We start from the raw sequence: 13,983 nt of genomic DNA, 5'->3' as shown, positions 1-13,983 counted from the left end.
CGCAGCGAGAGACCGACTGAGGTTCCGCTACCCGGACACCCCAGCAACACCAGCCGTGGAAGCAATCCTGAAACCCGACCTTCCACGCACCACCGAAACCACACGCCCAAGCCGGGGAAGGCTCTACAACCCGACGCCCCACGCCAAGCCGAACCCGGCTCCAAAACCCGCCCCACACGCCAAGCCGAACTCGCCTCCAAAGCCACCCCACTCCCAACGCAAAGCCCACTTCGGCGGTGGAAAGCGGTGGGGGGCACCCTGGTGTCATGGTCAGCATCAAGGACGTCGCCGAACGCGCCGGAGTCTCGGTGGCCACCGTGTCCAACGCGCTCAACCGCCCGGACCGGGTTTCGGTCACCACCAGGGCGCGGGTGTTGTCGGTGATCGATGAGCTCGGTTACGTCCGCAGCGAGTCCGCTCGTCAGCTCCGCGCGGGGCACAGCCGCATCATCGCGCTGCTCGTGCTGGACATGGGGAATCCGTTCTTCGTCGATGTCGCCCGGGGTGTGGAGGCGGCGGCGCGTGCGGAGGGGATCGGCGTGATGTTGTGCAATTCGGGGCAGGACCCGGAGGCCGAGGCGCTGTACTTGTCGTTGTTCGCGGAGCAGCGGGTGCGCGGTGTGCTGGTGACTCCTGCCGATGTCGGCGGTGCCAATCTGGATTCCTTGCGGCGGCAGGGGATTCCTTCGGTGCTGGTGGACCGGAAGGTCGGCAGCGAGCAGGCTTGTTCGGTCGCGGTGGACGACGTGGCGGGCGGCGCGCTCGCGGTGCGCCACCTCGTCGAGCAGGGGCATCGGCGGATCGGTTACGTCAGCGGGCCCGCTTCGCTGACGCAGTGCCTCGATCGGCGGACCGGCGCGCTGGCCGCGCTGCGGGAGGCGGGTGTGGACGAGGACGCGCTGAACGTGCTGGAGGTGCCCGCGCTGGATGTGGCTTCCGGGCGGGACGCGGGTGCCCGGTTGCTGGGGTTGCGGTCCCGGCCGACTGCGGTGTTCTGCGCGAACGATCTGCTCGCGCTGGGGCTGCTGCAGTCGTTGTTCGCGGCGGGGATCCGGGTGCCGGAGGACATCGCGCTGGTCGGTTACGACGACATCGAGTTCGCCGCGGCGGCGGCGGTGCCGCTGACTTCGGTGCGCCAGCCCGCGTTCCGCATCGGGCGCAAGGCCGCCGAGCTGGTGCTGGCCGAGACCGATCGCGATACCGCGGCCGGGCACGTGCACCAGCAGGTGATCTACGAACCGGAGCTGGTGGTGCGGCGCTCCAGCTTGCCGGCGTCCCGCTGAATCCGTCCCAACCGGACACTTCCGGCGTGGATGCGCCCATCCGGTGTCCTGGAACGCCCGGACGGGGGCTTCTCGCGCCGACGCCGTTTCGGTAACACGTTCCCATCGGTGTTCCGGCCGAGGGGATCGCTGCTCGGTCGCACGTCGACCGCGCGGCCGGTGCTCGGCCCCGCTCGCCTCCTCTCGCACCACCGGAGGCCCGGCGGGGCGTGGGCGAGTTCGCGCGGCATCCGGACGGCGGACGACGGGAGCGCGCTTCGATGAACAGCACCGGGTCTTCTGGGGCGGCCGACGCGAGTCCTACTCGCACGCAGTGGAAGTGGACGGCGTTGGCCTCGATGGCCTCTTACATCGATGCGGGTTCGATCGTCGCCGCGGCGGCGGGCCTGCCGCTGTGGGAGGCGTATCTCGGGTTGGGTTCGACCGCGGTGGGCATGCTCACCGCGTTCAGCTCCAACGCGATCTCCGCTGCGATCGGCGCGCTGATCGGGGGCAGGCTCGGGGACAGGTTCGGCCGCAAGCGCGTGTACGCGTGGGATCTGCTGGTGTTCGCCTTCGGCATCGTGTGGATCGTGTGCGCGGTGAACCTGCCGATGTTGTTCATCGGTTACGTCATCGTGGGACTGGCCGTCGGAGCCGATCTGCCGACTTCGCTGGCGCTGGTCGCCGAGTTCGCGCCGAGTCGCGCGCGGGGCAGGTTGATCGGTGTCACCCAGGTCGCTTGGAGCCTGGGGCCGATGGTGACCTTGCTGCTCGCGTTCGCGTTGGCACCGTTGGGGTTGCTGGGCGTCCGGATCGTGTTCGCGCACTTGTTCGTCGTCGCCGTGGTCACGTGGTACTTGCGGCGGGGCATGGTCGAGTCCGCGCGGTGGCAGCAGGCCCGGCAGGCCGCGGTGGACAGCGGGAACCCGCTCGCCGCGGGGCGGCTGCGGGACGTGTTCACCGGCCGGAACCTGCGGGCGCTGGTGTTCACCGGCGGTCTGTACGCGTTGTGGAACACGGTGGCGGGGACGAACGGCGCGTTCCTGCCGTACATCCTGCAGCGCACGGGTGACGTCGATCAGGCGACGAGCGTCGGCGTCCAGGCGTTCAACTACCTGCTCACGATGCTGGCGGTGGCACTGGTGTTCATGCCGATGGCCGATGGCTCCCGCCGCAGGCCGCTGTTCGCGTTCGGGGCGGTGCTGCAGATCGCCGCGTTCGCCTGCTTCGCGTTCCTGCCGATCGGGGTGGGGGTGGCGATCGCGAACGTGGCGCTGTTCGGGATCGGTGCGGCGTTCGCGGGAGAATCGTTCTACAAGTTGTGGTCGCAGGAGATGTTCCCGACGATGCTGCGCGCGACCGCGCAGGGGATCACGTTCGCCTTCGCTCGCATCGTGCTCGGAATCTGGAGCTTCCTCGTTCCGCTCATGATCGTTTCTTCGTTCGGATTGGCGGGGATGTCGATGATCATGATGGGGATGCTGGTGCTGTTCGCCGTGCTCGGACTGGTGGGCATGCCTGACTCCGCGGGCAGGTCACTGCATGCGCTGGATCAGGAACCGTACACTTCGGACACCGCCGAAAGGGTCGACCCGGGTAGTGATATCAAGGGCGCTGAGTAATCGAATTCGAATCGAATCCACCTGATCGGGGAATTTACTTCGGGCTTTTGGTTCCTTCTTGATTCGACGGTGAAAATGACGCGTGTCGGCAATTCGCCAACCTGGTGGATGTGGTCGATTGGGGACGTTCAATCGATCCCAGCCGGAACATCCGAGTTCTGGGGTCAGAGAGTTCGTTCGGAGGATCCATGCGTCACATTCGGGGGGTCGCGCGTGCCGTCGCGGCGACCGTAGTCATCGGAACATCCATGATCGGGGCGCCGGCGTTCGCGGCGCAGGCCGACACGAACTACGTGGCGCTGGGCGACTCGTTCGCTTCGGGCACGGGAACCAGGGACTACTTCGAGGACAGCGGGGACTGCCTGCGCAGCCCCAAGGCCTACCCGCAGCTGCTGGCCGACGCCAACGGCGCCACCTCGTTCTCCTTCGACGCCTGCTCGGGCGCCACCACCGACGACCTCAACGCCGATCAGCTCGGGTCGCTGTCGGCGGACACCACGCTGGTCACGGTGCAGATCGGCGGCAACGACATCGGCTTCGCCAAGGTCATCCAGAACTGCCTGCTCGGCAACGACGAAGCCTGCGAAGGCGCTGTCGCCGAGGGGGAGGCGCAGACCCGCGACGAACTGCCCGCCAAGCTCGACGCCACCTACGCGGGCATCCGTTCCGCCGCGCCCAACGCGGAGATCGTCGTCGTCGGCTACCCGCGGATCACCGAACTCGGCGACTGCGGCATCCCCGGCTTCACCGACGCCAAGCGGGAGCAGATCAACGCTGGTGCCGACGTGCTCGCCGAAGTGATCTCCGAGCAGGCCCAGGCCGCCGGGTTCGCCTACGCCGACCCGCGCGACTCCTTCGACGGGCACGGCGTCTGCGGCGATCCGGAGTGGATCAACGGTCCGAGCACCCCGTTGCAGGAGTCGTTCCACCCCAACGTCTCCGGCCATGCCGACGGCTACCTCCCCACGGTTTCCTCCGCCGTCGGCTCCGCGGCCGAGGTGCTCGGGTAGCGGAACGAACCTGTTTTCGATCTCGGCCCGCGCAGGGGGCGGGTAGCGGAATCTCAGCGGCTCCCTCGCCGCGGGATCGATTTTTCGGGTGGCTCCGCCACCCGCGAAATCACCGTCCTCGCGAGGAAGCCGCTGAGAACCCGCTGGTGGTCGGTTTGGTCTGGTGGTCGCTGATCAGCGGCTTCGCCGCTGCCGAGGTGAAGACCGGAAGCCGGGGCGAGGAATCGTCAGGTGAGGCGGGAGCGGTGGATCGTGGTGAGGCCGCCGTCGTCGTCGGCTCGTTGCAGGGAGAGCAGGGCGTGTTCGCCGTCCGCGTCCAGGAGCCCGACCATGTTGCCGAAGTACGGGCCCGTCGACTTCGTCCAGCGCAGCGGGACCGGCGGAACCCCGGCTCGTCCGGCCAGCCTCCGGAACACGCCGGTGAGCAACCGGGACCAGGCCATGCGCAGCGGCACCGTCAGGTGCGGGGGAGTGGCGTTGTGCAGCGGTGAGCACGTCACCTGCACCACGCGGGACCGCGTCGGCGGGGTGAACTCGGCCTCCGCCAGGTAGCTGTGGTGCACGTCCCCGGACAGCACGGACACCGAAGCCGTCCCCGGTCGATCCGCCGCGTCGCGCAGCACCCCGGTGAGCCGGTCGAAGGAAGCGCGGAACGCGGCCCAATGCTCCAGGTCGCCCGCTTGGCGGATCCGTTCGGCGAGCTTCGGCCACCGCCCCCGGTCGGAGCAGGCCGCCTCGTTCCAGGACTGCAGGTGGTGCACGGCGTGCGGCAGCAGCCACGGCAGCGAGGTCGCGACCACCACGTGCTCGTGCGCGTCGCCGCGAACCGCGGGTGCCGCGTCCCCGGACACGCCCGCAGGCTCGGCCGCGTCCGCGTCGACGCTCAGTTGAGCGCGCAGCCAGGCGAAGTCGATCTCGGAGAGCATCGCGCGTTCGCCGCCCTCCAAGATCCGGCCCGCGCGGGTGTCCAGCACGATCAACCGCAGCGATCCGAGGTCGCGGCGGTAGCTCCAACGCACGTTCTTGTACCGCCCGTGGGCCTGGCCCGGCGCGGCCTGCGGCGCGCGGAGTTCGATGTCGGCGCCCGCCGCGAACTCGCGCAGCACCGGCAACGCGTCACCGGCCCGGCCCGCCGCCAGCACCGCCAAGTAGGTCGGGTCCTGCTCCAGGTCGTCCGGGCCGAGGTTGCCGATGTGCTGGTAGACCCAGTAGGAGACGAGCCCGCCGAGCAGGCGCTCCCGCCACCACGGCTCGGCGGCCATCGCGGTGCGCCACTCCAGCGAGGTGTTCCAGTCGTCCCGGACGTCGTGGTCGTCGAAGATCATCATGCTGGGCACGGTGGACAGCAGCCACCGCACCAGCGGATCGCCCCAGCCGTACCGGTAGAGCGCGGTGTACTCCTCGAAGTCCGCGATCTCCTCGCCGGGCGGTTCGGACAGGTCGCGTCGCTGCGCGAGCTCCCGGCGCACCTGCGGTGCGGTCTGGTCGGCGTAGACCTGATCACCGAGGAACAGCATGGCGTCCGGCCAGTGCCGCTCCGGCGCGTCCATCAGCCGTCGTGCGCAGGACTCCAACGCGTCCGGACCCAGCGCGCGGCGCCGTGCGGCGTCCTCGGTCGGTCCGAACCGGCACGACCCGAACAGCAGCCGGGCCTTCGCCCCGCGCGGCACTGTGCGGATCCGGCTCGGCGGGTGCGTGTCGCCGGGGACCGGCCAGGCCGGCGTGCCGTCCACCCGCACGTCGTACGGCGTCGACGTGCCGGGCAGCAGGCCGCGGATCGGGACGAGGGCGTAGTGGTGCCCGCCGACCTGGAAGGTGTCGACGGCGTTGCCGAGCACTTCGACCGTGCAGGCCGCGTCCAGCTCCAGCCACACCGTCGCCGACGTGTCGTCGGTGTAGCGGAGGATCGGCCCCAGCACCACATTCGTCACGGGCCTTGCATACAGCACCGGAGGGCGCGGTGAAAGCGCTCGTGCGCCCGGAGCCCCGCGCCGATCGTCCGGCGACTCAGCCGCGCACCTCCTCGATGGTCACCGGCCGCCCCGTCCGGCGGGACAGGTCGCAGGCCTCGGCCACGTACAGCGCCTCCAGCGCCTCGGCGGCGGTGCACGGATTCGGTCTGCGGCCCGCGGCGACCTCGACGAACTCGGTGAGCTCCGCGACGTAGGCGCTGCGGAACCGTTCCAGGAACGTGCGGTACGGCTCGGCCGACGGCCACGTCACGCCCTGTTCGGCCGACGGCAGCGGTGCGCGGTCGTCGTTGCCGACGAACACCGCGTCCCGCGAGCCGCAGACCTCCAGCCGCACGTCGTGCCCCGCGCCGTTGTAGCGGGTGGCGGTGACCGTGGCCAGCAACCCGTCGTCGAACTCCAGCAACGCCGCGCCGGTGTCCACGTCATCGCCTGCGGCGAAGAAGTCGGCGCCCCGGTTGGCGCCCCGCGCGTACACCGAGACGACCTCGCGGCCGGTGATCCAACGCAGCACGTCGAAGTCGTGGATGCTGCAGTCCCGGAACAGTCCGCCGGACGTGGCGATGTACTCCGCGGGCGGCGGGTCCTGGTCCCCGGTGACCGCGCGGAGCGTGTGCAGCCAGCCGAGCCGTCCGCTGCGGATCGCGTCGCGCGCCGCGCGGTATCCCGCGTCGTAGCGGCGCTGGAACCCGATCTGCAGCGGAGTGCGCACCGCCTCGTCGTGCTCGACGACCTCGCGGGTGCCGGGCGCGTCCAGCGCTACGGGTTTCTCGCAGAACACCGGCACTTCGCGGTCCAGGGCCGCGTGGATCAGCGCGGCGTGCGCGTGGGTGGCCGCGGTGATCACCACGGCGTCCACCCCGCCGGAGTAGAGGTCGTCGGAGGTGCCTGCGGCTTCGGCCGCCCAGCCTTCGGATCGGAGTTCGTCGGCGAGCCGGCTCGCGCGTTCGGGCAAGGCATCGGTGATCCGGAGGTCGGTCACGCCGTCCACGTTCAGCAGGGTGCGGGCGTGCATGGTGCCGATCCGGCCGGTGCCGATCAGTCCTAACCGCATCGTCGTCCCTTCGTCCGGGTCCTGCGCTACGCGTAGCGCAGCCGCATGTCCGCTTCCAGTTCCTCCAGGCTGCGGCCCTTCGTCTCCGGCACGAGCCGCACGCTGAACACCAGCGACCCGACGCCCAGCGCCGCGAACACCCAGAAGGTCGCGCTGCCGCCGAGCGTCGCCACCATCGGCGGGAACACCAGCGCCACCACGAAGTTCGTCAACCACAGCACCAGCACCGCGATGCCCATCGCGAACCCGCGGATCTTCAGCGGGAACAGCTCGGTGATCATCAGCCAGGTCACGGTGCTGACGCTGCTCTGCTGGAACGCCATGTAGACGACCATCAGGCCGAGGGTCAGGTAGCTGACCCAGGTCGCCCCGGCGGGCAGCAGGAACGCGAGGCCCAGCAGCACCAGGCACCCGGTCACCCCGACCTGCCCGGTGATCAGCAGTGGTCGCCTGCCCACGCGGTCCATCAGCAGCAGACCGACGAGCGCGGCCAGCACCGAGATGACGCCGATCGAGATGGTCGCCACGATGGAGGCGACCTCGCCCAGGCCGGTCTGCGTCAACAGCATCGGCGCGAAGTAGATGATCGTGTTCACGCCGGTGATCTGCTGCACCACCGCCAGCCCGATGCCGATGAAGAACAGCCTGCGCAGCCACCGCGACCGCAGTTCCCGCCAGCCGCGGGCCGCGGACTCCTGCTCGTTGGCCGCGGTGATCTGCGCGAGTTCCCGTTCGGCCTCGTCGTGCGAGCGGCCCCGGTGCAGCACGCCGCGGGCTTCGTCGAACCGGTCCTTGCTCGCGTACCAGCGGGGGCTGTCCGGCAAGAACACCATGCCCACGCCCAGCAGCACCGCCGGGATGGTCGCGAGGCCGAGCATCCAGCGCCACGCGCCCGCCTCCGCTAGCAGCGCGTTCACGATGTAGGCCGCCAGCTGCCCGGTGACGATCATCAGACCGTTGAACGTGACGAGGCTGCCGCGCACGTGTGCGGGCGCCATCTCCGAGATGTAGAGCGGCACCACCACCGATGCGGCGCCCACCGCGATTCCCAGCACCACGCGGGAGAGCACGAGGATCGGGACGTCCGGGGTCAACGCCGACCCGAGCGTGCCCACCACGAACACCACCGCGGTGCCGATCAGCAGCGGCCGTCGCCCGGCGCGGTCGGCGATCCGGCCGCCGAACAGCGCACCCGCGGCGGCGCCGATCAGCAGCGCGCTGGTGACCAGGCCTTCCAGGAACGGGGTGAGCCCGAACTGCGGCGTCATGAACAGCAAGGCACCGGAGATCACGCCGGTGTCGTAGCCGAACAGCGCACCACCCAGCGCGGAGATCACCGCGACCAGCAGGATGAAGCGCTTGGCCTTGCGCACCGCGGCGGCATCGGTCGGGCCGCCGGGCCCGTCGTTCGAGAGCGTTTTCGCCACCATCGGCCTCTCAGTTCTCACCGCGCGGCCGGATTCGTCGGCCGTCTTCCTCGTGGCCGAACTCGGCCGGTGTCGATAGTGCCGCTGACGGGGTGAATGCCCGTCTCGCGGCGTGCTGTCATCCTGCTCCACGCAGGACGGGCGACAGCGCCTGGCAGGCCGGTTGCGGGGTCGATCAGCAGTCGGTCCACAGTGGACTGGTCGGTGATCATCGGTGGCGCGGTGACGGATCTCGCGGCGCAGCAACCATTCCCGGGCCGACGGGAACCCTCAGCCGGTGCCCGCTCCGCAACGGGTCAGGAAGTCCCGAGTGCGTCGCGCGATGGGCAGCGGTACCTCCGGGTCGCACGGGTAGAGGTCCTGCTCGACGATGGCGAACAGGTCGGCGTCGAGATCTCCGGTGGCCTGGATGATCGGTTCCAGTTCCGGAACCCCGTTCGGCGGCTCGCACATCACGCCGCGCCGCACCGCCGGGCCGAACGGCAGGTCCTCGTCCCGCACCCCGGCCAGCACCCGCGGATCCACCTGCTTGAGGTGCAGGTAGCCGATGCGGCTCGGGTACTTCTCGATCAGCTCCAGGTTGTTCCCGCCGCAATAGGAGATGTGCCCGGTGTCCAAGCACAACTTCACCAGGTCGGGATCGGTCATCTCCAGGAACCGCTCCACGTTCGGCTGGGTGTCGACGTGGCTGTCGGCGTGCGGGTGGAACCGCAGTCCCAGCCCGAATTCTTCGTGCACCGCTCTGGCGAGCCGGTCGATGCCGGCGCCCAGCGAGCGCCACGCGTCGTCGTCGAGCGCGCGGTCCTCGAGCTGTTCGCCGCTGGCCTGGTCGCGCCACATCTCGGGGATGACCACGAGGTGCCCGGCTCCGAGCGCCGCGGTGAGCCCGGCGACTTCGCGGACGTGCGCCCACATCTCGTCCCAGACGTCGCCGCGGTGGAACGCGGTGAAGCAGGTGCCCGCCGACAGGGTCAGCTCCCGCCGGGCGAGTTCGTCCCGCAGCCGCCGCGGATCGGTGGGCAGGTAGCCGTACGGGCCGAGTTCGACCCACCGGTACCCGGCCTCGGCCACTTCGTCCAGGAAGCGCTCCCAGGGTGGTTGCCGCTCGTCCTGGGGAAACCAGACGCCCCAGGAGTCCGGCGCCGAACCGACCCGCAGCCGTCCCTCGGCCGCATTGCCGTTGCTCATCGAAATCTCCTTGTGCTGCCGCGTCGCGGCGGAAGTCCGAATCTGCGGCACCGGAGGAGCCGGTGCGGATGTCCGTTCGTGGCCCGGAGAATTTCGCGCGGGCGGAACCGCGGAGCGAAGAGGTGTGCTGGTCGAGGTGCGCGTGAGCGCCGACTGTGACGCCGATCTCCGTGTCCGTAGTTTTCACCGGCTGGCCCGGCCCTGTCAAGACTTGGTCCTGACATACTTACGTACGGATGATTCGCGGAAAGTCGCCGTGACGGTGAATCCGCGCAGGTCCGGGTGATTCGGAGTCCGTGCGCGGATGCGGGCCCGCGTCACTCGGCCGGGGTGGCGAGGAAGGCGCGGTCGAGCGGCGCGCGTGATCGGCAGCGGTGCGGCGTGGCGGCGGGGCGCGCTCAGATGTCGCCGCGGAGGGAGAGGTCGAAGGAGTAGCGGGAGGCGCGGTACACGTGCGAGCCGTACTCGACGATCCGCCCGGACTGGTCGTAGGTGGTGCGTTCCATCGTTAGCAGCGCGGCGCCCTCGGGTTCGTCGAGCAGCTCGGCGTCCTGCTTGGTCGCCACGCGGGCGCCGATCGTCTGGCGCGCGGCGTGCAGCGGCACGCCCGCGCCGCGCAGCAGCTGGTAGAGCCCGCGCTCGATCAGCGAGTCGGTCGAGGGGTGGATCAGCTCCGCGGGCAGGAAGTTGTTCATCCGCGCGATCGGCTCCCCGGCGGCGTAGCGGACCCGCTCCAGGTGCAGCACGCTGTCGGTCCGGGTGAGGCCGAGGGTGCCGGTGAGCGCGTCCGGCACCAGTTCGACTTCGTTGACCAGCACGTAGGTGCTGGGTTTCCGGTCGATCTCGGTGAGGTCGTCGAACAGGCTGCTCAGCTCGACGGAGCGCTTCACCTTGTTGAACACGACCTGGGTGCCCGCGCCGCGCTTGCGCACGACCAGGCCCTTGTCGACCAGCGAGCCGATGGCCTGGCGGACCGTCGGCCGGGACAGCCCGAGGTGGCCCGCCAGCTCGATCTCGTTGTCCAGCCGGGTGCCGACCGGGAGGTCGCCGGATTCGATCGCGGCCTCGATCTGGCTGGCCACCTGGTGGTACAGCGGGACGGGGCTGGCGTGGTCCACGGTGACCCGGCTGGCCGGGTCCCAGGTGGACTTCCCGGCCTCGCGTCGGGATCGCTGCTGCATGGAGGTCACGTTCCTTACGGTAGCAAGGTCGGGTGTCACCCATAGGTAAGTATGTCCGGACATGCTATTGACAGGCGGCATTTCGGCCGAGTAGACACGAAATCACAACGCGTGGCCCCGGTGCTCGGTGACGATCCGGATCGCCGCGGCTCGACCCCTCGATCGCCCCACCGGCGGACTCGCCGGTGCCCGAGAACCCCTTCGCCTCCGGAATTCCGGCCGTCGCCGGGCCGTGCGGCGACTTCCAGGAATTCCCCGGCTCCGTGCCGATTCCGCTCCTAGTCCCGTTCGGAGGTCAGAACTGATGGGCATCGCGTTCGACGTCATCACCATGGGCCGCATCGGGGTCGACGTGTACCCGCTGCAGACGGGCGTGCCGCTGTCGCAGGTGGAGACGTTCGGCAAGTACCTCGGCGGGTCGGCCACGAACGTCGCGGTCGCGGCCTCCCGGCTCGGCCGGGCGACCGCGGTGATCAGCCGGACCGGCGCCGATCCGTTCGGCGAGTACGTGCACCGGGCGTTGCGCGAGTTCGGCGTGGACGACCGCTGGGTCACGCCCGTCGAGCGCTATCCGACGCCGGTGACCTTCTGCGAGCTGTTCCCGCCCGACGACTTCCCGCTGTACTTCTACAGATATCCCAAGGCGCCGGATCTGGAGATCCGCTCCGGGGAGCTCGACCTGGACGCCATCGCCCGGGCGCGGATCTTCTGGATCACCGGAACCGGGCTCGCGGAAGAGCCGAGCCGGTCGGCGACGCTGGCCGCGCTGGAACATCGGGCCCGGCGCGGGCACACCGTGTTCGACCTGGACTGGCGCCCGATGTTCTGGGCCGATCACGACGAGGCGACCTCCTGGTACCGGCGGGCGCTGCGGTTCGCGACCGTGGCGGTCGGCAACCTCGACGAGTGCGAACGAGCAGTCGGCACCCGCGATCCGGACGCCGCGGCGGACGCGCTGCTGGCGGCCGGCGTGGAGCTGGCGGTGGTCAAGCAGGGGCCGGCGGGAGTGCTCGCGCGCACCGCCGCCGCCGAGGTGGTGGCGCCGCCGGTTCCGGTCGAGGTCGTCAACGGGCTCGGCGCCGGCGACGCGTTCGGCGGCGCGTTGTGTCACGGGCTGCTCGCGGAGTGGGGGCCGGCGCGCACGATGCGGTTCGCCAACGCGTCAGGGGCGCTGGTGGCGTCGCGGCTCGCCTGTTCGGCGGCGATGCCCTACGCGCACGAGATCGAGTCCCTGCTCGCCGTCGACCGCCCCGGCGTCTCGGGTTGAGCGGCCAGGGTGAAGGGGGGAAATCATGTCCACTGTGGACATTGCTGATCTCACGCGGGTCCGCGCCACCCGCCCGGAGGCGATCCGGGAAGCGGCCGCGGCCCGGCGGCGCAGGCCGCTGCTCGGGGCGAGCGGCAGACTGCTGATCATCGCGGCGGACCACCCCGCGCGCGGCGCGCTGGGCGCCGGGGGTGACGCGCTGGCGATGGCGAATCGCGCGGACCTGCTCGGGCGGTTGTGCACGGCGCTGCGGCGGCCCGGAGTGGACGGCGTGCTCGGCACGTCCGACGTGCTGGAGGACCTGCTGCTGCTCGGGGCGCTGGAGGACAAGGTCGTGATCGGTTCGATGAACCGGGGCGGGTTGGCGGGCTCGGCCTTCGAGCTGGACGACCGGTTCACCGGGCACCGGGCGCAGGACATCGAACGGCTGCGGTTCGACGGCGGGAAGCTGCTGCTGCGCCTCGACTACGCCGATCCGGGCTCGCTGGAGACGATGTGCGGCGCCGCGCGGGCCGTCAACGATCTCGCCGAACGCGGCCTGATGGCGATGGTCGAGCCGTTCCTGTCCCGCCGCGTCGACGGCGAGGTGCGCAACGACCTGTCCGCGGCGGCCGTGACCCGGTCCCTCTCGATCGCCGCCGGGCTGGGCGGCACCTCGGCCTACACCTGGCTGAAGGTGCCGGTGGTCGACGACATCGAACGGATCGGGCAGGTCATGGCCACCACGACGCTGCCGACGGTGCTGTTGGGCGGTGAGGTGTCCGCCGATCAGGACGCGACGTTCGACCGCTGGCGGACGGCGTTGCGGCTGCCGAACGTGCAAGGCCTCGTCGTCGGCCGGAGCCTGCTCTACCCACCCGACGGGGACGTGGCCGCGGCGGTGGACACCGCTGCCGGACTGCTGTGACCGCCGGACGACCGCGATCCGGAGCTCCCGGACAACAAGGACGGAGGAGGAAGTGGTGGCGGACAAGCGTTTCCACCTGCCCGCGGGGGCCGCGGCACGCGGCGAGCACGCGGTGCACGTCGACCCGGACACCGCCGGGTGGGAGTTCTCGTCGTTGCGCGTGCTGAAGCTCGCAGCCGGAGCGGAGCACGAGTTCCGCACCGGCGACGGCGAATGGATCGTGCTCCCGCTCGCCGGCGGGTGCACCGTCCGGTGCGAGGACGGTGACGGCGAGGTCGTGGTGTTCGAGCTCGCCGGGCGCGAAGGCGTGTTCCGCGGTGTCACCGATTTCGCCTACGCGCCCAGGGACGCGCGGGTGCGGATCCGCAGCGCGGCCGGTGGCCGGTTCGCGCTGACGGGCGCCAAGTGCGCTCGCCGCCTTCCCGCGCGCTACGGCGCGGCGTCCGAGGTGCCGGTCGAGCTGCGCGGTGCGGGACAGGCCAGCAGGCAGGTGAACAACTTCGGCGCGGCGCACGTGTTCGAAGCCGACCGGCTGATCGCGGTGGAAGTGCTGACCCCGGCGGGGAACTGGTCGTCGTTCCCGCCGCACAAGCACGACACCGAACGCGACGGCGAATCCCGGCTGGAGGAGATCTACTACTTCGAGATCGACGCCGGAAGCGGCGGCGAAGGCATCGGCTACCAGCGGGTGTACCCGTCCGGGCCGGGCCGGGACACCGACGTGCTGGCGGAAGTGCGCAGCGGAGACGTCGTGCTGATCCCCGACGGCTGGCACGGGCCGTCGATGGCGGTGCCCGGCTACGACATGTACTACCTCAACGTCATGGCCGGGCCCTCGCCGAACCGGGCGTGGCTGATCTGCGACGACCCGGCGCACTCGTGGGTGCGCGAAACCTGGTGGAACCAACCCCTCGACCCCCGACTTCCCTTTTACTGATTGGCCGTCTTCGGTTTGGTCGGGTGGTCGGGTGGCGGAACCTCAGCGTCCTTCTCGCTGGGCGAGCCCGGGAGCACCGTTGCGGCAGCTGCTCGTCGCCGTCGGGGAGCCGCTGATCGACCTGCTCGCCGCCCCGGCAGGACTCGACGCCGACG

11 protein-coding genes are annotated in these 13,983 nt (G+C 70.4%); 6 read left to right on the top strand and 5 right to left on the bottom strand.

Annotated features, from left to right (window positions below):
• Positions 1–266: 266 nt before the first annotated feature.
• The 3 genes from ACWD38_RS28670 (at position 267) to ACWD38_RS28660 (ending at position 3,897) form a co-directional block, all read left to right on the top strand.
• Positions 267–1,283, top strand: a complete 1,017-nt coding sequence (locus tag ACWD38_RS28670; RefSeq protein ID WP_184480479.1) for a LacI family DNA-binding transcriptional regulator — start codon at positions 267–269, stop codon at positions 1,281–1,283.
• A 260-nt stretch (positions 1,284–1,543) separates the two neighbouring features.
• Positions 1,544–2,887, top strand: a complete 1,344-nt coding sequence (locus tag ACWD38_RS28665) for an MFS transporter (RefSeq protein WP_450125307.1) — start codon at positions 1,544–1,546, stop codon at positions 2,885–2,887.
• A 248-nt stretch (positions 2,888–3,135) separates the two neighbouring features.
• On the top strand, positions 3,136–3,897 hold the full coding sequence (locus tag ACWD38_RS28660; RefSeq protein ID WP_246456960.1) for an SGNH/GDSL hydrolase family protein: 762 nt from the start codon (positions 3,136–3,138) through the stop codon (positions 3,895–3,897).
• Positions 3,898–4,124: 227 nt separating this feature from the next.
• On the opposite strand, the gene ACWD38_RS28655 is transcribed toward ACWD38_RS28660, so the two are convergent.
• The 5 genes from ACWD38_RS28655 to ACWD38_RS28635 form a co-directional block, all read right to left on the bottom strand.
• On the bottom strand, positions 4,125–5,828 hold the full coding sequence (locus tag ACWD38_RS28655; RefSeq protein WP_450125306.1) for an alkaline phosphatase D family protein: 1,704 nt from the start codon (positions 5,826–5,828) through the stop codon (positions 4,125–4,127).
• A gap of 76 nt (positions 5,829–5,904) precedes the next feature.
• Positions 5,905–6,921, bottom strand: coding sequence for a Gfo/Idh/MocA family protein (locus ACWD38_RS28650; protein ID WP_450125305.1), 1,017 nt, complete (start codon positions 6,919–6,921; stop codon positions 5,905–5,907).
• 26 nt (positions 6,922–6,947) lie between these two features.
• Positions 6,948–8,351, bottom strand: coding sequence for a sugar porter family MFS transporter (locus ACWD38_RS28645; RefSeq protein WP_450125304.1), 1,404 nt, complete (start codon positions 8,349–8,351; stop codon positions 6,948–6,950).
• 267 nt (positions 8,352–8,618) lie between these two features.
• Positions 8,619–9,536 carry a sugar phosphate isomerase/epimerase family protein gene (locus ACWD38_RS28640; RefSeq protein ID WP_184480467.1) on the bottom strand — a complete coding sequence of 306 codons (918 nt, stop codon included), beginning with the start codon at positions 9,534–9,536 and terminating at the stop codon, positions 8,619–8,621.
• Positions 9,537–9,934: 398 nt separating this feature from the next.
• Complete coding sequence (locus ACWD38_RS28635) at positions 9,935–10,717, bottom strand: GntR family transcriptional regulator (RefSeq protein WP_450125308.1); 783 nt, start codon at positions 10,715–10,717, stop codon at positions 9,935–9,937.
• Between the two features lie 304 nt (positions 10,718–11,021).
• Here ACWD38_RS28635 and iolC point away from each other — a divergent pair, with 304 nt between their 5' ends.
• The 3 genes from iolC to iolB are packed head-to-tail and all read left to right on the top strand — an operon-like array spanning position 11,022 to position 13,828.
• Complete coding sequence (gene iolC / locus ACWD38_RS28630; protein ID WP_184480464.1) at positions 11,022–11,984, top strand: 5-dehydro-2-deoxygluconokinase; 963 nt, start codon at positions 11,022–11,024, stop codon at positions 11,982–11,984.
• Positions 11,985–12,009: 25 nt separating this feature from the next.
• Entirely contained in the window at positions 12,010–12,891 is an 882-nt protein-coding gene (locus ACWD38_RS28625; protein ID WP_184480462.1) for a Cgl0159 family (beta/alpha)8-fold protein, read from the top strand.
• A gap of 52 nt (positions 12,892–12,943) precedes the next feature.
• Positions 12,944–13,828, top strand: a complete 885-nt coding sequence (iolB, locus tag ACWD38_RS28620; RefSeq protein WP_450125303.1) for a 5-deoxy-glucuronate isomerase — start codon at positions 12,944–12,946, stop codon at positions 13,826–13,828.
• Positions 13,829–13,983: the final 155 nt, after the last annotated feature.

It is taken from the genome of Saccharopolyspora sp. NPDC002578 (genome assembly GCF_053592695.1).
The sequence above is the reverse complement of the archived record's forward strand: the minus strand, read 5'-3'. Positions and strand labels throughout refer to the sequence as shown.

Excerpts from the sequence above, each read along its gene's own strand:
- ACWD38_RS28670 (WP_184480479.1), top strand. The coding sequence starts at position 267 with ATGGTCAGCATCAAGGACGTCGCCGAACGCGCCGGAGTCTCGGTGGCC.
- ACWD38_RS28625 (WP_184480462.1), top strand. The coding sequence starts at position 12,010 with ATGTCCACTGTGGACATTGCTGATCTCACGCGGGTCCGCGCCACCCGC.
- ACWD38_RS28640 (WP_184480467.1), bottom strand. The coding sequence starts at position 9,536 with ATGAGCAACGGCAATGCGGCCGAGGGACGGCTGCGGGTCGGTTCGGCG.
- ACWD38_RS28660 (WP_246456960.1), top strand. The coding sequence starts at position 3,136 with ATGATCGGGGCGCCGGCGTTCGCGGCGCAGGCCGACACGAACTACGTG.
- iolC (WP_184480464.1), top strand. The coding sequence starts at position 11,022 with ATGGGCATCGCGTTCGACGTCATCACCATGGGCCGCATCGGGGTCGAC.
- ACWD38_RS28645 (WP_450125304.1), bottom strand. The coding sequence starts at position 8,351 with ATGGTGGCGAAAACGCTCTCGAACGACGGGCCCGGCGGCCCGACCGAT.
- ACWD38_RS28650 (WP_450125305.1), bottom strand. The coding sequence starts at position 6,921 with ATGCGGTTAGGACTGATCGGCACCGGCCGGATCGGCACCATGCACGCC.
- ACWD38_RS28665 (WP_450125307.1), top strand. The coding sequence starts at position 1,544 with ATGAACAGCACCGGGTCTTCTGGGGCGGCCGACGCGAGTCCTACTCGC.
- ACWD38_RS28635 (WP_450125308.1), bottom strand. The coding sequence starts at position 10,717 with ATGCAGCAGCGATCCCGACGCGAGGCCGGGAAGTCCACCTGGGACCCG.